This window comes from Nitrosarchaeum sp. AC2 (genome assembly GCF_013407385.1).
In the GTDB taxonomy this organism is placed as follows: Archaea; Thermoproteota; Nitrososphaeria; order Nitrososphaerales; family Nitrosopumilaceae; genus Nitrosarchaeum; species Nitrosarchaeum koreense.
Genome location: NZ_CP030847.1, coordinates 1,059,248 through 1,078,405, shown reverse-complemented (window position 1 = coordinate 1,078,405; position 19,158 = coordinate 1,059,248). Strand labels below are relative to the sequence as shown.

Here is a 19,158-nt window from a genome sequence, read left to right as displayed (position 1 = left end):
TATTTGTTATCTCCGTGTTACTTTGTTTTTTCTTTTTAATTCAATCTCTAGCTTTGTGACTCTTTTTTTCAGCGAATGTATCTCTTTGTATACTTCATCAATCTCTTCTTTGCTTGGAAGATTTGCAGCCTGTAATATCACATTTGAAATGTTGTGCTAATTTTTTGTTAGTTCAAGCTCTTTTGAAACTAATTTTCCATAATTCACTCCAAATTTTTCAGAATCAAATAACTCTGTAAAATCATTATCAAAAATGTCTATCCATATTCTTTTGAATGACTCAATTTGCTCAATATCGTGTGGCACATCCGGAGCTTTTAGATTAACTTTCTTTTGTGCCTCATTCCATGTTTCTGCTAATTGCTTATAATATTCTGTGACATATTTGTTAAATTCCATCAAATTTTCATTAATCTGTATTAACTCAGTTGATATTTTCTTTGAATTTGAAGCAAAAGCTCTCATCGGACCTAACGAAGTCAAGGCTTGAGGCTTACTGGACATTAAATGAAGAATATCTGTCCAGAATAAGGATAGGTGTTTATAATAATCTGTAACGTCTTTTTGAGATTCTGATTCCACGGATTATTATTGTGATAGCTCTCAATAAATAGATCGCTTGTTTAATTAGACAAGTGGCTAGTGTTGAAGAACTAGAACAAATGTGTCAAAAAATTATTCAATTGGACCCACTTCTAAGGTCTGCTAGAATCATCAATAATCGAGGTCATCTTGTTGCAGGGGGAATGAAGAAGGGAATGCACTCATTAGAATCTCAAAAACAAGATGAAATGATGTTCATGGAACTTGTACTTAGAGTTCGCATGAGGCATGAATTTGATAAAGAGTTTGGTGAAGTTCATTTTTCAATGTCTTATCGAGATAAAGTAATTGTGATGAGCTTTCCATTAGCAAACGATGATGTTTTGTTAGTATCTTCTGAAAAGGAAGCAAATTTCAGTAAATATGCATTTAATATTCTTAAGATTATTGAGCCTCTAAAAAAACCGGTAATGGGTACTTTTTGAATCATTTTATCATAACAACTTAATCTAGGTAAAACCACCAAACATGTATGGACACTCTTTCACAACATGTCACTTGGACTGATATTGAGAGATTGACAAAATTGCTTTCTAAAAAAATTTTAAAATCTTCAAAATCTTTTTCAAGTATTTCTACAGTTAATCGTGGCGGTTTAATTCCAGCAAGGTTATTAGCTGATCACTTGGGAATTGATACAATACTTGTGGATAAAAATAAAATTTCTTCGGACTCTCTTTTTGTTGATGATATTTACGATTCTGGAAAAACATTTAAGAAAATAATTCAAAATGTGACTAATCCTTCTGATTTTGTATATGCTACTTTATTTGCTAGAACAGGCAAAAAATATCCCAAACAATTAGTATATGCTCAAAAAACAAAAGGTACTGAATATATTGTGTTCCCTTGGGATACACTTGAGTATGAAAGATTCAAAAATACTGCATTGTAGTTTTTAAAATTTAGAAAATAATCTGGAATTGTTTACCCTACACTCATACATTGAGGAATATTTCCCTCATGTCTATCTTGATAATCCTTGATTAAATCCTCTGAAACTTGTTCATAAGAACCAGTTTGCATGTATCGTACTCTGGTGGCTTTTGAGATGCATGGTTCTTTTTCTTTTTCTTGTATGCTTTTTTAATATTTTCGGAACCTCCAATGAATAAAATTTTCATTGATGCATGCATCATATACACTCCTGCGGATTGAGGTATTTTTGAAATTGTTTCTTCATTAAAGTCAAGCCAATCTGACCATGTATTATCACTGTTCAGCATATTTTTCACTAGTTTTGAAGCATTTTTCTCAAACCTGCACATCTATTTCTAATTGTTACTTCAGTTACTCCTGATGCAATTGAAATATCTTTTTGAGATTTTACCTCCCCAGTGCTAATACATGCCAAATAAAGCGCAGCCGCAGCTATTCCCATTGGGTCTTTTCCAGCCACCATGCCTATTTCTTTTGCTTGCTCTAAAATTTCTACTGCTTTTCGTTTACTCTTTTCACTTAGTTCTGCAATACTTGCAATTCTTGATACTCCTTTAACCGGATCAACCACTGGCATTTTTAATTCTAATTCTCTAAAAATTAATCTATAGCATCTAGCAACATCTTTTCTTCTAATATTGATGCCGTTTGCAACGTCGTCTAATGTTCTAGGGGTTTCTGTATTTCTACATGCTGCATAAAGACAAGCTGCTACTAAACCCTGAATTGAACGACCCCTTACCAATTTTTTTTCCATGGCCTTTCGGTAAATGTATGCAGCTTTTTCAACTACTGCATCTGTTAATGCAAGTTTGTCTTTTAATTTTCCCATCTCATTTAATGCCTGTCTTAGATTTCTATCTGCGGAAGAATGAGCTTGTGATCTACTATCCCATGTTCGTAATCTTTCAATTGAACTTTTCATCGATGATGTTAAAGGTTTTCCAGTAGAATCTTTATTTGCAGCTCCGATAACTGTTGATAATCCCATATCATGCATTGTTAATGATGTTCCAGCTCCCGTTCTGGCTCTACTTGTGTCATCATTTGCAAATGACCGCCATTCTGCACCTGTGTCTGAAATTTTATCCGTAACTACGAAACCACATCTACCACAAAATAATTCTCCGGTGGTTTCATCTGTAACCATTTTTCTATCCCCACATGAAGGACATTTTGGTCCAGATACAGTTGTGCTCTTAAGCATAATCATTACAATGCTTCATTTGCCTTATTATCGTTTTACATTATTTCAACAGGTTAATTGTATGTAGGCTAAGCTAATTCTTATTCTAGTTCTATAAAACTAGAATAACTAAAATATGATATTTTGGAAATTATTTTTTACATAAACAAATTTTTGAAAACTATTTTTATTCTATTTGAATTTTGATCGAATGTTCTGATTCTGTTAAACGTTTTGATAATTTATTTTATTTTTGATCTAATTTTTACTTATTTTACTAAATATGATTGGCACCAATTTTAATCTAATAATGTGGTCTAAAATATTATTTGAGGCTATAAAAGAGTTTAGAACCTAATTATTTACCTATGACATAAGTGATGTACAATATTACTGAAACAATGACTGACGATCCCACTATGATTAATAATTCTTTTTTTGAAAAAACACTTGCTCTAAAACTCACAAATTTTCTGTGAAAGTTATCGACTTAAGGATTTAGGAACATATGTCTTAGATTCTAAAATCATCCTAATAGACAATATGCATAATTTGGTTTTAACGATGTATACATGATACTATTTGGATCAGAGACATGTGTTAGTCCTATCGAATGACCTAACTCATGAGTCATAATAGTTTCAACTGTTTTAACATCATAAAGTTGAAATCTTCCATCGCAATTATAATCGCCTAATGTTACCTCTACAACTCCTTTTCCTAGATGTGCATGACCTAACACTCCTTCTCCAATATCTCGTACTACCCATGTGACCCAAACATTTGCTTCATGTTTCTGAGATGTAATTTCAAAAATCATTTTGACTTTATTCCCTTCAGAACTTAATTCTTGTTTTTCCCAAAATGTAAAAGAGTTTTTCAGTGTACTTACATGATCTAATGGTAATCCTGATGGCTGTTCATTAATGAAGACTTTATAATTTACAATATACACTCCGTCCACTATCTCGTATGTGGGATCTGGAAAATTACTGGATGCTGTTTTTGCTTCTTCTTCAAAATTCCACTTTGTATAATCTCTGAGGAATTTTTTTATAACATCTCCACTTGGATTTGGATATTCGATATATCTTTTTTCATCTGAAACATTTTTTGAAATACTACGAATATATTTTTCAAACAAACTATATTCATAGTCTTTATCTTTTTGAATTTCCTCTTGTGATTTTTTAATATCTACAACTATAATGCCTTTTTCCATCATGTATTGAATTCCTGAAACAAAATCTTGATCATTTATTGTATTTTGAGCCCACCACGAAGCGTTATTTCTTATCCAATCTGGTATTTTATTCTCTGTCGCTGATTTTGTTTCAATGATTGGAATTTGTATTATTTTGTTTTCAATCATAAATAATAATGCCGATGTGAATTCTGAATCTTCAATTTGCTTTTCTGACCACCATTTTGCAATTAACTTGACCCATTCTGGAATTTGCACTGTCCCTTCGTTTCTAAGATCCACAGGCTTTTCTGTTGGAGTATATGGATATTTTGCAATTACCTTATCTGTAAATTCTTTATAATTATTAATTACTATACTGTCTGGTTTTTCATTTAATGCTTTTTCAAAATAATATTTTGATTCTTGATATTCACCCAAATTTCCAAAACCAACACCCATGCCGATGAGTGAAGTCACATCATTTGGTTTTTCCTGAAGAATTTTGAAGAATTCTTTAAGTGATCTATCATGATATCCTGAATTGCTTAGTGCAATGGCCTTCATCTTCATTGTGGATATGTTATTTGGAATCTCTTCTAAAATTTCATCATAAATTACAACTGCTTGATTATATTCTCCTTTTGAAAAGTGTTCATTAGCTTGTTTGAACATTGATTGTGAATCAAATGTAGTTTGAGCAAATACTGGAATTGAAATAAAACTGGCAAATAATAAAATTCCACATAATATGCGTATCGACAATGACTCTGATGCTTGTACTTTGGTTATAATTTATTTCTATTTTGAGTTGCTTTGTATTTTTTGATAGATTTTTGTCACTTTTGCTGAGCATTCTATTATTTTCAGTAAATCTTTAATCTTCTAACAATTACAAAATCTTAGATTGAGTAAATTAGGCGTGGGTAAAATTATTTATGAACTTCGTAAACAAATTCAAGATATTCAATCAGAATTAGATGAACTTGGAGGACCAATATCTGATATGCCTGAATTAATCACGTCTGCTAATCTTTTACGCTCAAATGAGTATTTTTCAAAGATATCTAAAAAGCAGTCAGAATTACTGTCTGCCTATCGCCAATATTCAAAAGCCCTAGAGGAAATGGTTGATGCTGTTTTTGATATCCAAAATGATCTAAAAAATCTTCTCAAAGAACAGTCAAAACTAATCTCTGATGAGAAATCTAATATGTCAAAGAACAAGAAGAAACCTGTAAATAAAAAAAAGTCATTAAAAAAATAATTTGTAATGTCTTATTTTATAATATGAGTTATATCTCCTGATGTAATTCTTTTATTTTTTTCATTAGATGATATGACTAATGCTCCATCATTATCTATTTTGATTGCTTTGCCTTTTATTTTCCCATTTTCTGTAATTAATTCTATATTTTGACCAATGGTAGATGATTTTTTTGTCCAGTCTTTGATTATTTTTTTAATTTCTCCTTTGTTCAATAGATTAAAAATTTCTTCTAATTCCAATAAAAATGATTGAACCAGTAAAACTGGTTTTATTGTTTTATGATGTTCACTTAACGATGCAACTCCGTAAAAATTTGGAGTATTTTTTAGAATTTTTTCGATTTGTTTAACCTCAACATTATAATTTATCCCAACTCCGAGAATCATATTTTCAATTTTGTTTGACTCTATAGATGCATCAACTAACATTCCAGCGACTTTTTTACCATTAATTGTAATGTCATTTGGCCATTTTAACTCCGATTTTATGTTTAATGTTTTCTCAATTGCGTTTGATAATGCAAGTGCAGAAGCTATTGGAAATAATGTGATTACCGACATGTCAAATTTTGGATGTAGAATTATAGATAACCATATCCCCCCTTTAGGTGAAATCCATTTTCTTCCCAGCCTTCCCTTTCCACTAGTTTGTTTTTCTGCAATGATCAATGTACCATGAACTGCCCTTGATGCCATTTTCATTGCCTGGTTTTGAGTTGAATCCACTGAATCAAAATAATACGTATGTTTTCCAAACATTTTGGTCTTTAATCCAGATGTTATCTCCCATGGAAGTAATTTATCACTGCTTGATTCTAATCTATATCCTAGCTTTTGTTTTGATTCTATTTTATATCCTAACTCTCTGATTTTTTTAATATGTTTCCAAACTGCAACTCGACTTATTCTTAATACATCACTCAAATCTTGACCTGAAAGATATTCTGTATTGTGAGATTTTAGAAATGATAGTACTTTGACTATTCCTTGATTATCATACGAACTATATGCCATTTGGATTTATTTTTTATTCGTGGTATAAAACATCGACTTAGAATCCGACATCAAAGTCAAACCCACCACCATCAGAATCCATTCCTCCATCTGATGCAGTTTCCCCACCCATGTCATTTGGAATACTTTCTGCCGGTACATAGTCTGTCATCATCATACCCATCATACTAAACATCATTGAAAACATCATAATGTCCATTATTCCAAAAAACATCATAGTGGGAAGAATTGATTTGTTATCGTCCATGTATTGTTTTAGTTTTTCTTTATCCCCACTTTTGTACAGTAAGGACATTTGATTCCATTTATCTTGTAATTCGTGAATCCTCTCTTCTAATTCTTTTGTTCCTTTATCTGTAATTTTAAGCTCAATTTTTTTCCAAATAATCCTTTTTTTTCTTCTACCTGTATTAGTTCTCTTTTTTCTAATTTCTCAAGAATTTCGTTTAGTTCTTCCCCATCAATCTGGGCTGCTTTTTGTATTTTATCGAATTTTTTAATTCCTCTTGCAATTGCTCCTAACACCACTACGTCTTTTGGTTCTTCCGGCATAGATTCCATGTCGTTTAATTTTCCCAGTTGTTAAAATACCATGCTATTTCCTTTAAAAATTATATCCTACATTGCTTTAATTTTTTCATGGAACGCGATTCTTACACCGATGATGAAATAAGAGATATTCTTTCCTTAACGCGTGTTGCAGTAATTGGCATGTCTAAAAATGAACATAAGGCGGCATATTACGTTCCAAAATATTTGTCTGAACATGGATTTACTATAATTCCAGTAAATCCTACCACTGATGAGATTTTAGGTAAAAAATGTTTTAGTACAATTTCTGAAGTTGTTGATGATGTTGATATCATTGATGTGTTTAGACCATCTGATCAAGTACTTCTTGTAGTGAAAGAATCTATTAAGAAAAAACCCAAGGTAATTTGGCTTCAAGAAGGAATCCATAATGTTGAAGCCGAAAACTTGGCCAGAGATAATGGAATAAAAATTGTATTTAATAGATGTATGCTGGCAGAACATCAGAGATTATCTTAATTATGACTTTTGATATTTTTTACAACGAATTGCACGAATTAGTAAATAAACATGAAAAAAATAATACTCCGCTAAAAGTACAAAAAGATCTAGATGTTGATATTGTAAAAATTTTTGGTGAAAATATTACAGCGTTGGCACGCGCGAAAAATGGATTAATTGATGTAACAGAGCTTGCATATTCAACAGCAGAACATCATCCCTATTGGAATCTGCTTTACAACTGTTCAGAAATAGCAAATATTGTTTTAGAAAAATGGAAAAGTGAATTATCTAAAAAAGATGCTAGTGACATCGAATGGTCAATAAAGGAATTAACACAATCCCTAGAAAAGATAACCAAAAAAATCAATGACTCTGATATCTAGGCAGAGATAAATATTCTTAGATTACAAATAAACCATGCCAATTAAACTTGGATTAATAGGTAAAACAAATACTGGTAAAACAACTTTTTACAATGCTGCCACTTTGTCGTCTGAAGAAATATCTTCTTATCCATTTACAACAAAAAAACCTGTTTCTGGCATTGCACATGCAATTACTTTATGTGTTCATCCAGAGTTTAAAATACAAGATAACCCTAATAATTCAAAATGCGTTGACGGGTGGAGATACATCCCAGTTGAATTAATTGATTTACCTGGTCTTATCAAAGATGCGTGGAAGGGAAAAGGATTAGGAAACCAATTTCTTTCAATTGCTGCTCAATCTGATGCATTACTTCGTGTTGTTGATGCATCTGGCGGTATAGATTCATCTGGAAAAATTACCGAGGTTGGTAGTGGGGATCCAATATCTGATTTTGCAGATATTGAAGAGGAATTAATTTTATGGTACCATAAAATTTTAGAGGGAAATAGAGATAAAGTATCAAAGTCAATTCGAACTGGTTCAAGTATTGTAGATGCAATCACTGATCTTTATCGTGGAATTGGTGTTAATCCAACTCATGTAAAAGATTCATTATTAAAACTTGGATTGGGCGATAAAGAGTTTGATAATTTCGATATGGTTGATACAAAAAAACTTGCATCATATATTAGAAAAATTTCAAAACCAACACTCATTGTTGCAAATAAAATTGATGTGGAAGGTGCAGACAAAAATTTTGCTAGATTGCGAGAACGATTCAATGATTCTATTGTAATTCCTGTTAGCGGAGATAGTGAATTTAGTTTAAGAAGAGCTGAACAAAAGGGATTGATCAAATATTCTCCAGGTTCTGAACAATTTGAAATAATAAAATCAGAAGATCTTAATGAAAAACAGATTAACGCTTTGGATTTTATTAAAAAAGGAATAATGGGCGAATATATGCGAACAGGTGTTCAATTTGCAATTAACGTGGCAGTATTCAAACTACTAAAGATGAATTCAATCTATCCCGTGGCTGACGAAAAACTTTTAGCTGATAAAAAAGGGCGTGTTTTGCCTGACTTGATATTACTCAAGGCTGGTGCAACAATTGCTGATCTAGCAAAAGAAATTCACACAGATCTGACAAAAGGACTCCTATATGGAAAGGACTTGAGATATAACTTGCGGTTGCCTGTGGACTATCAGCTCAGAGATAGAGATGTGGTCTCTTTGGTTAGTGCATCAAAAAAATAATTGATTAAATTTTAACTATTTTTGATATTGATCTATTATGTTGTTTTTATCATCAACATAATTGCAACAAGTTTCACAAAGCCACTTTGTTTTATTTTCCACTTTATCCCATTTTGGCAATCTCCGATTATTGCATTTTTCACAAAATAATGACATAGTTCACTGTAATCCTTCCTCTATTTGTACCGGAGTTAATTCACTCTTTTTTAATAGTCTTTATGGATTTGTTTTCTCTTCTTTTTTTAATCAGACTAAACATAATCATTCCTACATTTACGATTGAAATTATTTCGATTAAATCTACTCCATATAGTAACCAGTCAATTAATGGATGAACTCTCGAAACATATCCTGCTTCTAACATCAAATCTGCATTCCAAATCATATGCGGAATCTGAATAAACTGTATTATCGCAATTATGATGACACTACCTAAAATCTTATTTTCATACCAATTCCAAAATTTAGTCCATGCATTCATAATTTAGTTTATTTTTATTAATTATTAAACAATGTTAAAATTAGACGGGACTAATTAGACCGGACTAATTTTTAGTAGATAATGTTTTTTCTGTAAATGAATTATGTGTCTGCCTTGATCTTTTCTTTTCTAATCCAAATTGTTTTTCCTTTATGATCAATTAATTCAATATTCATTTCATTGAGTCTCTCTCTAATGTTGTCTGATTCTTGAAATTTTTTTCTTTTCTTAATTGTTCTCTTGTTATGATCATATTATCAATTTCATTTTTTTCATTTGGCGTAATTTTTGGAATTACAAGTCCTAAAATATCAAGCATTCTTTCCAATTCTGGAATGATTATTTTTGCGTCTATTGAATTCAATTTTTCTTCTGCAGCCATATAGTTTACCTCTTTTACAAGTTTGAAAAATGCTGAAAGAGCAAGATGTGTATTGATGTCTGACTCTAAGGAATTATCAAACTCTTTGCCTATGTTGTTAATTAATAATTCAATTTCGCCTGAATTCGATGAATTACTTGCGTGAATTAATTCATAATAGCAAGTTTCTACCTGACGCCATTTTATTAGATTCTCTTTTAATAATTCCTCAGAATAGTCTATTGGTTTTGAATAGTGTCCTGACAAGCAAAATAATCTAATAATGTTTGATCCCCAATTATCTAATACATGTTTTATTGATTTTATATTGCCAAGTGATTTTGACATCTTTTCTCCGTTAATAGTGACCATTCCTACATGCATCCAAATTTTTGCAAATTGTTTTGTCGTGTATGATTCTGATTGTGCAATTTCATTTTCATGATGTGGGAATATCAGATCTCTCCCACCTCCATGTATGTCAAAATTTTCTCCAAGATACTTTATGCTCATTGCAGAACATTCAATATGCCACCCAGGTCTACCTTTTCCCCATGGACTATCCCAAAGTGGATTTTCATTAGAAAATTTCCATAAAGCAAAATCTAGAGGGTCTTTTTTTGACTCGTCAATTTCTATTCTTGCTCCTGATTGTAATTCATCTATCTTCTTTTTTGATAGTTTTCCATATTGTGGAAACTTTGCTACTGAAAAATAAACCCCATTTTTTGATACATATGCTATCCCCTTTTCAATTAATTTACTTATGAAATTTTTAATGTCTTCTATGTGTTCTGTTGCCTTAGGGTAATTTGTTGCACGTTTTACATTCAACTCATCAAAATCGCTAAAGTATCTTTGAATGTATTTTGAACTAATTTGCTCTGCAGTCGTGTTTTCTGTTTTTGCTCGATTAATTATTTTATCATCAACATCTGTAAAATTTTGGATAAATTCTACTTCTATTTTTTTACTTTCCAAATATTTTCTTAATACATCAAAAACAATTATTGTTCTAGCATGTCCTATATGAGATTCATCATATACTGTAACTCCGCACAAGTAAATTCTTATTTTTTTTGAAACTTCTAGTGTTTGTTCAGAATTACTAAGCGTATCTTGTAGTTTCATTATTTTTCCTCAGATGGTTTTTGTGCCATTTCTCTTTTGTGGGCACTGTTAATGTATGTCTGATATGTTTTTTCAACCATTTGTTTATCGATTTTTAGTATCTCGCTAGTTTTATCGATTGATAGTTTTTTATCTATTATGCAATAAAGTATAGAATCTATCTCTTCATATGATGCTCCTAATTCTTTTTCAGCTTCATGCTCCTTCCATAGGTGAGGACTACTCTTCTTTTCAATAATGTTTTGAGGCACACCTAAAAATTTTGCAATTTCTCTGACTTGTAATTTGTATAATGAAATTATTGGTACTAGATCTGATGCTCCATCTCCATATTTTGTAAAATATCCCATCAGGTATTCACTTTTATCGCTTGATCCTAATACGAGATACTTTTTTGCATTTGCATAATAATATAAGATATTGGTTCTTATCCTTGCCCTTAGATTTCCTTTAGCCCAATTATTTGGTTCTACATAATGCATGTATTCATTAACAATTGGTTTGATGTCGATTAATTTGTATTCTAATCCTGTCAGTGCAATCATCTTCATCGCGTCTTCTGTTTCGATACTTGGTGTAATCTGTGTATCTGGCATTATTACGGCAAGTGTTTTTTCTTTTAGTTTTCTTTTGCAAATATAAGCTAAAACAGCTGAATCTATCCCACCGCTTAATCCTAAAATTAATCCGTCTACATGGTTTTTCTCTATCTGCTCTATTAAGAAATTTTCAATAGAATCTGTAATTGCAGCATAATTTTGATTCTTAATTTCATTTATGATGTCTTGGTTCAATAATTAATTTACATAATGTGTGAGAATAAAAATTGTACCAAATATTGAAACGCATTTGAACGATTTTTACACTTATTTTGAATGAATAGCTATTTCAATTATGAATAACTTATTTTTGAAAATCTGATAATTTATTATTCATACACTGATTTCATTCTGATTGCATAAAAGGTAAATGCAAACATTCCTTTTTTGGAATTTTCTCTTTTTTGGCTTTACAAAAAATTATAAAATTGATGACTGAATCTGTGTTGTGTTTTTTTAATTTTACAAAATTTTTAATGATGATTTTGGTTATACATCAACGTAAATTCCGTCATTTCTGGCTTCAACATGATATGTTGCTAATTTCACATCTTTGAGATAGTCTTTCAATTCTCCTGTTTTGATGTTATAATGCCAAAAATGCAATGGACATTCTACTATGTCCCCTTCTAATTTACCTGGTGCAATCGAGCCGTCTTGATGAACACAAAGGTCATCAATTGCATGATATCCATCTTGATTGAAAATTGCAATTTGTTTTCCATCGATTTTAAAGGCCTTTCCTTTACCGATAGATATGTCTCCTTTTTCTGCAATCTTTTTCCAAGTCATACTGCTAATTCGATAATTTTGTCATTTATTTATATTCGCATGATAGAATTTTATACTCTTTTTTAACGTCAAAATACATGAGCAAGGTAAAATCTAGTGCAAAATTGATTCAAGACGGTAAATTGTCATATGAATGGGCTAGATCTCATATGCAAATTCTCGATAACACCATAAATCGATTTAAAAAATCTCAACCCCTCAAAGGTGTTACTTTAGGATTTTGCTTACACATTACAAAAGAGACATCTGTACTTTTAATGGGTGCAAAAGAACTTGGTGCAACTGTTGCATGTTGCGGTGGAAATCCACTTACAACACAAGATGACATTGCAGCCTTTTTGGCATCAAAAGGAATTCATGTTTATGCATGGCATGGTCAATCTGTAAAAGAATATGATTGGTGTATTGATCAGGTTCTAAATCATAAACCGACTATCTTAACTGACGATGGTGCTGATATGAATGTCAAGGCACATTTTGATAATCGATATAAGAATATGAAAATTCTTGGTGCAACTGAAGAAACTACTGCTGGTGTTACTAGAATAAGAGCAGTTGAAAACCAAGGAAAACTTCGATATCCTGTAATTTTAGTAAATGAAGCATATACAAAACACATGTTTGATAATCGATATGGAACAGGACAAAGCACAATCGATGGCTATCTGCGTGCAATGAATTTGTTGATGGCCTCTAAACGAGTTGTAGTTGTTGGTTATGGTTGGGTAGGACGTGGTGTTGCATCTAGGTGCCAAGGAATGGGCTCTAAGGTAATTGTGACTGAGATTGATCCTATCAAAGCATTAGAAGCTCATATGGATGGTTTTGAAGTAATGCAAATGGCACAAGCCTGTAAAGTTGGTGACATCTTTATCACATGTACTGGAATGACAAGTGTAATTAGAAAAGAACACATTATAAAAATGAAAAATGGTGCAATCATGGGCAATGTTGGACATTTTGATGTTGAAATTGATAGCAAATTTTTGCTTAAAGAATCAAAATCTGTAAAACGAGTACGAGCAAATCTTGATGAATGTACTCTAAAAAATGGTAAACGTGTTTATTTAATTGGCGAAGGACGATTAGCAAATCTTGTAGCTGCGGAAGGACATCCTCCAGAAGTAATGGCTCAATCTTTCTCTAATCAAATTCTATCTGTCTTGTATATTCTCAAGAATCATGCAAAGATTGGTAACAAAATCATTAATGTTCCAGAAGAGATTGATAAACAAGTTGCAGTTGATGCACTAAAAGCCATGGATGTAAAAATCGATAAACTTACTCCACAACAAGTCAAATATGCTAATAGTTGGTAAAACTTCTTAACCCCAATTAGGTTCCAAAATATTACCGATGAAAAACAAAGCAATCATTACTAGTGCGTTACCTTATGCTAATGGTGAAATCCATTTAGGTCATGTCGCATCAACATATTTGCCAGCTGATGTAACAACCAGATTTTTGAAATTAAATGGTGTTGAGGCTTACTATGTTTGTGCATCTGATGATTTTGGTACTCCTATTTTGATACAATCTGAAAAAGAGGGAAAAACACCTTCAGAATATGTTGCTTATTGGAATAAACGAGATTATGATGATTTTACATCATTTGGTATTGATTTTGATTTTTTTTATAAAACTAGCTCTTCAGAAAACATAGCATTTGTTCAAGATGTATTTAACAAACTTAATGCGGCCGGTCACGTTTACGAAAAAGAAATTATTCAATTTTATTGTAATAACGATAAAAAATTCTTGCCTGATAGATATGTCAAAGGAACATGTCCTTATTGCAATGCACTTGATCAATACTCTGATCTTTGTGAAAGTTGTGGCAGAGTACCTGAAGAGATATCCGACCCAAAATGTTCTATTTGTGGACAAATTCCAACTAAAGAAAAGACCACACATTTCTTTTTCAAACTAAAGAATTTTGGAGATTCATTATACAAATGGCTTGATGAAAACGAGAATCTGCAAAAAGATGTAAAAAAATATGTTCAAAATTGGATAAAATCTGGTTTAATTGATTGGGATATTACACGTGATATCTCTTGGGGTGTACATGTCCCACTTGAAAAATATAAAGACAAGGTGTTTTATGGCTGGTTTGATAATCACTTGGCTTACATTTCTACTGCTGTAAAATTTCTTAACGATAAAGGAATTAATGGTAAAGATTTTTGGAATTCTGCTGATATCTATCATTTTATTGGAAAAGACATTGTTTATCATCATTATCTATTCTTACCTGCAATGCGTTTGGGAATAAACAGTGAATACAAGTTACCTGATTATATCCCAACTAGGGGTCATCTCACTTTACAATCAAAGAAAATTTCAAAGAGTAGAAACTGGTACATTGGACTAAAACAATTTTTAGAATATTATCCTGCTGACTATCTAAGATATTATCTAATCGCAATCAATCCATACTCGCAAGATGATTTGAACTTTGATTGGAATGAATTTACAAATAGAATTAATTCTGAATTAATTGGCAATCTTGGAAATTTTGTTAATCGTGCATTAGGATTTACAAAAAAAGCGTTTGATGGCGTTATTCCTGAAACTGAAAAGTATGATGATAAAGATCTGGAGGCTGAAAATAAGATAAAAAATCTTTCTGCAGAACTAGGAATTTTGATGGAACAAAATCATTTGGATAGGGCTCTAAAGAAAATCATGGAGTTTTCATCGTTTTTCAATCAATACTTTCAACATAAAGAACCTTGGAAGAAAGAACCTGGAACTACTAACTGTGTGTTTTTATCTGTAAACGCTGCACGTAGTATGGCAATTGCATTATTTCCATTTATCCCAGAATCTTCACAAAAGATATGGGAACAAATTGGACTAGATGGTAGAGTCAATCAAAATACGTGGAATTCAATTTCTGATATTGGTGTTAAATCGGGACATGTCTTAGGCAAAGTATCTCCTTTATTTGTTAAAGTAGAAGATGAAGATATTGCAAAATATAAAAAACAACTAGGCCCCGCAGAATGACCAAATCTGTCCCGCGAATATCTACTAGGGGATATTATGATTTGATGTCTGGTAAGACCATCAAAGACAATCCCTATTTTTTATACCCAAAAAAATATTTTGATAATCTCATAGGTTCCAAAGAACTTGTAATAATGATTCATGGATTACGTAACAATAATGCAGGAGCTATTGCAAAAGTTACTCTTGCTAAAAATAGATTATCTCATCTAGGATATCGACATCCTGTGATTGGACTTAGCTATGATTCTAACACTGCTGGAGCTCACCTTCTAAAACATGCTAGGCGTTCACTTCGTGCAGGTCAAATAATTGCACAAAAAAATGGTCGAAATTTAGCTATGTTTATAGAAGATTTCAAATTTACTAGTCCCAAAACAAAGATTCGTCTGATGGGTCATTCTTTAGGCTCTCAGGTAATTCTTAGTACTATTGAGAATCTGGCAAAAAAGTCTCAAAATAATGGAATTATAGAAAGTGTATATTTTTTTGGTGCGTCAATTACAAGCGATGTACCTTCATCAAAAAAATATGGCAAACTACTTGATAGAATAATCAGAGGAAAAATTGTAAATTATTTTAGCCCGTCTGATGAGGTTTTGAATTGGGCAAACAAAGAAAAATTTGTCACCGGTCCTTTGGGATTAAATGGAGCAATAGGAAAAACAATTTCAAAATATCGTCAAAAATCTGTCACGCCTAAAAATCATAGATTTGCAAGTTATGCTGCTGTTTTGTTATCATTTCCTTAAGTATCGCTCTAGTATGATTCCTCAGTCTTCTTTTTATATTTCAAAAGAGGTTGTTTGAATAGATCAGAAATGACGCAATATCATAAACTAATTCTATATCACTTGAACGTAATTGATCAAAAGACTGATGATTTTGAAGATCTGTCAGAATATTCCTGCTAATTGAATTATTGTTGAATTGAATGATTTGTTACTACCTGTAACTTTAGAAATGAATCACAGTTTAAAAAAATACGAATTGTGATAAATCTTTATTATCTTGTAATATATTCGACCTTTTCGGAGGCAATTGTCTTGGATAAAAAGAAAAAGTAATCCGAAAACAACTCTAATCTAGTCTAAAACTTCAATCGATCTAATCTATGCCATCATCAACAAGATAATTTCTTTTTTATTTTTCTAATCTCTTTTCAATATTTGATTGTTATTTGATTTTTAATTACAATCTGCTAGTATTTTTAATCATTTTTGAACTAGGGATTATAGTTGTATTTAGATTCATAAGCCTGATTTCTTACTTAGATATATGGTCAAGTCCATAAATTTTGTAGTCTTGGGAAAACAAGACATTGCAGCAGAATTTGGCAAAAAAGGAACTGTGACTGATCTTTCTCTTTATGATAGGAAGGAATCTGATATTATCAAAACTTGGGTGACTCCTAGTGGATTTCCAGATAAAATACAACCCCTTTTACAATCAATCAATCTAGCTGAATTTGTAATATTTCTTGTTGATAAACTTGACAAATTCACTGGGGAGCAAATTATTGCACTTGATACGCTAAAAAAAACTCAAGGCATCTTATCTCATACTTTTGATGTCGATGAATCAAAGTTAAATTCAATGATAAAAGGTACTGTAGTTGAAAAATACCTCAAAGTTGAACAGGGCAAACTCAAAGAAGAAATGGACAAAATTCAACCAACTTCAAACACTGATCCTCCAAGAATGGTAATTGATCAATGCTTTGATGTTAAAGGTGTTGGAACAGTAATTCTTGGTAAAGTAACATGTGGAACAATCAAACAATATGATAACCTCAAACTATACCCTGCAGGAATTGATGTAATGATAAAATCAATTCAAATGCATGATGACCCAGTTGAGGAATCCATTTGTCCTGCAAGAGTAGGTCTTGCAGTAAAAGGCGCAAAACCCGATGAGGTTGGACGAGGTGATGTTATTGCAAAGGAAGGAACCGTTAGTGTTAAATCTGAAATTGAGCTTGATTTTACTAAAAGTCCATTTTATAAAACTGACATTGCTGAAAATCAAGGATGTCTTGTTAGTGTAGGCCTGCAAATAAAAGCAGCCAAATTTTCATCAATTACTCCTTTGAAACTAAAATTTGAAAAACCAATAGTTTACAATGTCGGTGATATTGCAGTCATTTTAAAACCCGAATCCACAACCATTAGAATTCTTGGTAGTGGCCCAATCAAATAGACTCATTTAATTAAATCAAAAATTATCATAATTTATGCGCGGATTGATGATGGGCAGGTTTCAGCCTTTCCATTTGGGGCATTTAGATTTGGTAAAACAAATTCTTGATCAATGCGATGAGGTAATTATTGCAATTACTAGCTCTCAATTCAATTATTTAGAAAAAGATCCTTTTACCGCTGGTGAGCGAATTGAAATGATACATGATTCATTAAAAGAATCTGAAATTAATTTATCTCGATGTTTTATTGTTGCAATTGAAAATCAATTCAATATTGCAACTTGGTCATCCTTTCTAAAATCTGCATTGCCTCACTTTGATAAAGTATACAGTGGAAATGATTATGTCAAAATGCTACTTGCCGATTCTTCAATTGATGTAATACCCCCAAAATTTCTAGAAAGATCACAATACAATGCATCTCATATCCGTCAAATGATAATATCTGATGATAACTGGCAAATACTTGTTCCTGAGGCGGTTGCTAAATTTTTACAAAAAATCAATGGCAAAAAAAGACTGGAAATAATATCAAAGTCCGATACAAAACCAACTGAACACTAATGGAACCAATACGTGCTTGTCCCATTTGCCCTCATTGTGGCTCAAAGAGATTTCATCGACTGCCTGGAGATAAGGTCATAGTAAAGTGTCGTGGTTGCAACAAAATTATTGAAATATGAAATTCTATAGTTAATATTTGCAATATTTTGAGTAATTATATGGCAAAAACATGGAAAGATAAAGACATCAGCTTAGATCCATTAAAAGATCAAACAATAGCCGTAATTGGTTATGGCATACAAGGGGATGCTCAATCAAATAACATGAAAGATTCTGGTCTTAACATAATTGTTGGTCTTAAAAACGGTGGAAACAGCTGGAAAAAAGCAGAATCTGATGGTCATAAAGTGATGTCTGTATCTGATGCATGCAAAAAAGCCGATATAATTCACGTTTTACTTCCGGACATGATCCAATCTGAAGTTTATAAATCTGAAATTGGACCAAATCTCTCTAAAGGAAAAGCATTATCGTTTTCACATGCAGCTGCAATTCATTGGAAATGGATTGATGCTCCAAAAGATATTGACATTATCATGGTTGCACCAAAAGGACCTGGCTCCAAAGTACGAGAGACATATCTTGAAAACTTTGGTACTCCATCGATTGTTGCAGTACATCAAGATTTCACTGGAAAAGCTTGGGATAGAACTCTAGGAATTGCAAAAGCAATTGGTAGTGCACGTGCAGGGCTAATTCAAACCACGTTCAAAGAAGAAGTTGAAACTGATTGGTTTGGAGAACAAGCAGATCTTTGTGGCGGCGCTGCATCCATGATACAAGCTTCATTTGAGACTTTGGTTGAGGCAGGCTATCAGCCAGAAATTGCATACTTTGAGGTATTACATGAACTAAAATTAATTGTAGATATGATTCAAAGATATGGAATCAATGGAATGTGGAGACGTGTTAGTGAGACTGCAAGGTATGGTGGTTTAACACGTGGTCCAATGGTAATTACTAGTGAAAGTAAAGACAACATGAAAAAAGTTCTAAAAATGATTCAGGATGGAACTTTCAATAAAGAATGGATTGATGAATATCAGAAACATGGTAAAGATTCATTTGATAAATACATGAAAGAGACTGAAGCCCATCAAATTGAGAAAGTTGGAAAGCAAATGCGTAAGATGATGTGGCCCGACTCTACAGAATAATTT

Annotated in this window: 21 protein-coding genes and 2 pseudogenes; 12 read left to right on the top strand and 11 right to left on the bottom strand. The window is 31.9% G+C overall.

The features are described 5' to 3' along the window. Positions 1–6: 6 nt before the first annotated feature. Together DSQ20_RS10770 and DSQ20_RS10765 are read right to left on the bottom strand one after the other, a co-directional pair. Positions 7–141, bottom strand: a complete 135-nt coding sequence (locus tag DSQ20_RS10770; RefSeq protein ID WP_255458168.1) for a hypothetical protein — start codon at positions 139–141, stop codon at positions 7–9. Positions 142–156: 15 nt separating this feature from the next. Continuing rightward, positions 157–504: a hypothetical protein gene (locus tag DSQ20_RS10765; RefSeq protein WP_255458167.1), complete on the bottom strand. Its 348-nt coding sequence runs from the start codon at positions 502–504 to the stop codon at positions 157–159. 131 nt (positions 505–635) lie between these two features. On the opposite strand from DSQ20_RS10765, the gene DSQ20_RS06450 reads away from it, so the two are divergent. Continuing rightward, complete coding sequence (locus DSQ20_RS06450) at positions 636–1,028, top strand: DUF6659 family protein (protein ID WP_179365020.1); 393 nt, start codon at positions 636–638, stop codon at positions 1,026–1,028. Positions 1,029–1,075: 47 nt separating this feature from the next. After that, positions 1,076–1,498: a phosphoribosyltransferase gene (locus DSQ20_RS06445; protein ID WP_179365019.1), complete on the top strand. Its 423-nt coding sequence runs from the start codon at positions 1,076–1,078 to the stop codon at positions 1,496–1,498. A 91-nt stretch (positions 1,499–1,589) separates the two neighbouring features. Here the strand turns inward: DSQ20_RS06445 and DSQ20_RS06440 are convergent, their stop codons facing one another. The 3 genes from DSQ20_RS06440 to DSQ20_RS06430 all read right to left on the bottom strand — a co-directional run bounded on the left by DSQ20_RS06440 (position 1,590) and on the right by DSQ20_RS06430 (position 4,586). Continuing rightward, complete coding sequence (locus DSQ20_RS06440) at positions 1,590–1,829, bottom strand: hypothetical protein (RefSeq protein WP_255458166.1); 240 nt, start codon at positions 1,827–1,829, stop codon at positions 1,590–1,592. Between the two features lie 8 nt (positions 1,830–1,837). Continuing rightward, positions 1,838–2,749, bottom strand: coding sequence for a transcription initiation factor IIB family protein (locus tag DSQ20_RS06435; protein ID WP_007550782.1), 912 nt, complete (start codon positions 2,747–2,749; stop codon positions 1,838–1,840). A 505-nt stretch (positions 2,750–3,254) separates the two neighbouring features. After that, positions 3,255–4,586, bottom strand: a complete 1,332-nt coding sequence (locus DSQ20_RS06430; RefSeq protein WP_370464201.1) for a matrixin family metalloprotease — start codon at positions 4,584–4,586, stop codon at positions 3,255–3,257. Between the two features lie 232 nt (positions 4,587–4,818). Between DSQ20_RS06430 and DSQ20_RS06425 the strand changes: the two genes are divergently transcribed. Next, positions 4,819–5,178, top strand: a complete 360-nt coding sequence (locus DSQ20_RS06425; protein WP_179365017.1) for a hypothetical protein — start codon at positions 4,819–4,821, stop codon at positions 5,176–5,178. Between the two features lie 11 nt (positions 5,179–5,189). Here the strand turns inward: DSQ20_RS06425 and DSQ20_RS06420 are convergent, their stop codons facing one another. Together DSQ20_RS06420 and DSQ20_RS06415 are read right to left on the bottom strand one after the other, a co-directional pair. Further along, positions 5,190–6,194: a biotin--[acetyl-CoA-carboxylase] ligase gene (locus DSQ20_RS06420; RefSeq protein ID WP_179365016.1), complete on the bottom strand. Its 1,005-nt coding sequence runs from the start codon at positions 6,192–6,194 to the stop codon at positions 5,190–5,192. Between the two features lie 37 nt (positions 6,195–6,231). Further along, a pseudogene (locus tag DSQ20_RS06415) lies at positions 6,232–6,746 on the bottom strand (hypothetical protein). Between the two features lie 87 nt (positions 6,747–6,833). On the opposite strand from DSQ20_RS06415, the gene DSQ20_RS06410 reads away from it, so the two are divergent. The 3 genes from DSQ20_RS06410 to DSQ20_RS06400 are packed head-to-tail and all read left to right on the top strand — an operon-like array spanning position 6,834 to position 8,858. Beyond that, positions 6,834–7,244: a CoA-binding protein gene (locus DSQ20_RS06410; protein ID WP_179365015.1), complete on the top strand. Its 411-nt coding sequence runs from the start codon at positions 6,834–6,836 to the stop codon at positions 7,242–7,244. Then, entirely contained in the window at positions 7,211–7,612 is a 402-nt protein-coding gene (locus DSQ20_RS06405) for a hypothetical protein (protein WP_255458165.1), read from the top strand. The genes DSQ20_RS06410 and DSQ20_RS06405 overlap by 34 nt, the downstream gene beginning before the upstream one ends. A 34-nt stretch (positions 7,613–7,646) precedes the next feature. Further along, positions 7,647–8,858 (top strand): redox-regulated ATPase YchF, encoded by a 1,212-nt coding sequence (locus tag DSQ20_RS06400; RefSeq protein WP_179365014.1) that lies wholly within the window; start codon positions 7,647–7,649, stop codon positions 8,856–8,858. Positions 8,859–9,054: 196 nt separating this feature from the next. On the opposite strand, the gene DSQ20_RS06395 is transcribed toward DSQ20_RS06400, so the two are convergent. The 4 genes and pseudogenes from DSQ20_RS06395 to DSQ20_RS06380 all read right to left on the bottom strand — a co-directional run bounded on the left by DSQ20_RS06395 (position 9,055) and on the right by DSQ20_RS06380 (position 12,222). Beyond that, on the bottom strand, positions 9,055–9,339 hold the full coding sequence (locus tag DSQ20_RS06395) for a hypothetical protein (protein ID WP_179365013.1): 285 nt from the start codon (positions 9,337–9,339) through the stop codon (positions 9,055–9,057). Positions 9,340–9,440: 101 nt separating this feature from the next. Further along, a pseudogene (cysS, locus tag DSQ20_RS06390) lies at positions 9,441–10,831 on the bottom strand (cysteine--tRNA ligase). Then, on the bottom strand, positions 10,831–11,625 hold the full coding sequence (locus DSQ20_RS06385) for an NAD+ synthase (RefSeq protein ID WP_179365012.1): 795 nt from the start codon (positions 11,623–11,625) through the stop codon (positions 10,831–10,833). The pseudogene cysS and the gene DSQ20_RS06385 overlap by 1 nt, the downstream one beginning before the upstream one ends. A gap of 294 nt (positions 11,626–11,919) precedes the next feature. Further along, positions 11,920–12,222 (bottom strand): Rieske 2Fe-2S domain-containing protein, encoded by a 303-nt coding sequence (locus tag DSQ20_RS06380; RefSeq protein ID WP_179365011.1) that lies wholly within the window; start codon positions 12,220–12,222, stop codon positions 11,920–11,922. A gap of 77 nt (positions 12,223–12,299) precedes the next feature. On the opposite strand from DSQ20_RS06380, the gene DSQ20_RS06375 reads away from it, so the two are divergent. From DSQ20_RS06375 to ilvC, 6 genes are all read left to right on the top strand, one after another. Beyond that, positions 12,300–13,541 carry an adenosylhomocysteinase gene (locus tag DSQ20_RS06375; protein ID WP_179365010.1) on the top strand — a complete coding sequence of 414 codons (1,242 nt, stop codon included), beginning with the start codon at positions 12,300–12,302 and terminating at the stop codon, positions 13,539–13,541. 37 nt (positions 13,542–13,578) lie between these two features. After that, the gene (gene metG / locus DSQ20_RS06370; RefSeq protein ID WP_179365009.1) at positions 13,579–15,234 is read left to right on the top strand and encodes a methionine--tRNA ligase; all 1,656 of its coding nucleotides are present in this window, start codon (positions 13,579–13,581) and stop codon (positions 15,232–15,234) included. Then, positions 15,231–15,986: a DUF726 domain-containing protein gene (locus tag DSQ20_RS06365; RefSeq protein ID WP_179365008.1), complete on the top strand. Its 756-nt coding sequence runs from the start codon at positions 15,231–15,233 to the stop codon at positions 15,984–15,986. The genes metG and DSQ20_RS06365 overlap by 4 nt, the downstream gene beginning before the upstream one ends. 526 nt (positions 15,987–16,512) lie before the next feature. Beyond that, positions 16,513–17,433 carry an EF-Tu/IF-2/RF-3 family GTPase gene (locus tag DSQ20_RS06360; RefSeq protein WP_179365007.1) on the top strand — a complete coding sequence of 307 codons (921 nt, stop codon included), beginning with the start codon at positions 16,513–16,515 and terminating at the stop codon, positions 17,431–17,433. Positions 17,434–17,467: 34 nt separating this feature from the next. Then, on the top strand, positions 17,468–17,998 hold the full coding sequence (locus DSQ20_RS06355; RefSeq protein WP_179365006.1) for a nicotinamide-nucleotide adenylyltransferase: 531 nt from the start codon (positions 17,468–17,470) through the stop codon (positions 17,996–17,998). Positions 17,999–18,144: 146 nt separating this feature from the next. Then, positions 18,145–19,155 carry a ketol-acid reductoisomerase gene (ilvC, locus tag DSQ20_RS06350; RefSeq protein WP_179365005.1) on the top strand — a complete coding sequence of 337 codons (1,011 nt, stop codon included), beginning with the start codon at positions 18,145–18,147 and terminating at the stop codon, positions 19,153–19,155. Positions 19,156–19,158: the final 3 nt, after the last annotated feature.

What these genes read in the sequence shown, in the direction of transcription:
- DSQ20_RS06395 (WP_179365013.1), bottom strand. Translation starts at nt 9,339, where the DNA reads ATGAATGCATGGACTAAATTTTGGAATTGGTATGAAAATAAGATTTTA.
- DSQ20_RS06365 (WP_179365008.1), top strand. Translation starts at nt 15,231, where the DNA reads ATGACCAAATCTGTCCCGCGAATATCTACTAGGGGATATTATGATTTG.
- DSQ20_RS06445 (WP_179365019.1), top strand. Translation starts at nt 1,076, where the DNA reads ATGGACACTCTTTCACAACATGTCACTTGGACTGATATTGAGAGATTG.
- DSQ20_RS10765 (WP_255458167.1), bottom strand. Translation starts at nt 504, where the DNA reads ATGTCCAGTAAGCCTCAAGCCTTGACTTCGTTAGGTCCGATGAGAGCT.
- DSQ20_RS06435 (WP_007550782.1), bottom strand. Translation starts at nt 2,749, where the DNA reads ATGCTTAAGAGCACAACTGTATCTGGACCAAAATGTCCTTCATGTGGG.
- DSQ20_RS06410 (WP_179365015.1), top strand. Translation starts at nt 6,834, where the DNA reads ATGGAACGCGATTCTTACACCGATGATGAAATAAGAGATATTCTTTCC.
- DSQ20_RS06405 (WP_255458165.1), top strand. Translation starts at nt 7,211, where the DNA reads ATGTATGCTGGCAGAACATCAGAGATTATCTTAATTATGACTTTTGAT.
- DSQ20_RS06380 (WP_179365011.1), bottom strand. Translation starts at nt 12,222, where the DNA reads ATGACTTGGAAAAAGATTGCAGAAAAAGGAGACATATCTATCGGTAAA.
- DSQ20_RS06375 (WP_179365010.1), top strand. Translation starts at nt 12,300, where the DNA reads ATGAGCAAGGTAAAATCTAGTGCAAAATTGATTCAAGACGGTAAATTG.
- DSQ20_RS06440 (WP_255458166.1), bottom strand. Translation starts at nt 1,829, where the DNA reads ATGCTGAACAGTGATAATACATGGTCAGATTGGCTTGACTTTAATGAA.
- DSQ20_RS06355 (WP_179365006.1), top strand. Translation starts at nt 17,468, where the DNA reads ATGCGCGGATTGATGATGGGCAGGTTTCAGCCTTTCCATTTGGGGCAT.
- DSQ20_RS06430 (WP_370464201.1), bottom strand. Translation starts at nt 4,586, where the DNA reads ATGTTCAAACAAGCTAATGAACACTTTTCAAAAGGAGAATATAATCAA.
- DSQ20_RS06400 (WP_179365014.1), top strand. Translation starts at nt 7,647, where the DNA reads ATGCCAATTAAACTTGGATTAATAGGTAAAACAAATACTGGTAAAACA.
- DSQ20_RS06360 (WP_179365007.1), top strand. Translation starts at nt 16,513, where the DNA reads ATGGTCAAGTCCATAAATTTTGTAGTCTTGGGAAAACAAGACATTGCA.
- metG (WP_179365009.1), top strand. Translation starts at nt 13,579, where the DNA reads ATGAAAAACAAAGCAATCATTACTAGTGCGTTACCTTATGCTAATGGT.
- DSQ20_RS06420 (WP_179365016.1), bottom strand. Translation starts at nt 6,194, where the DNA reads ATGGCATATAGTTCGTATGATAATCAAGGAATAGTCAAAGTACTATCA.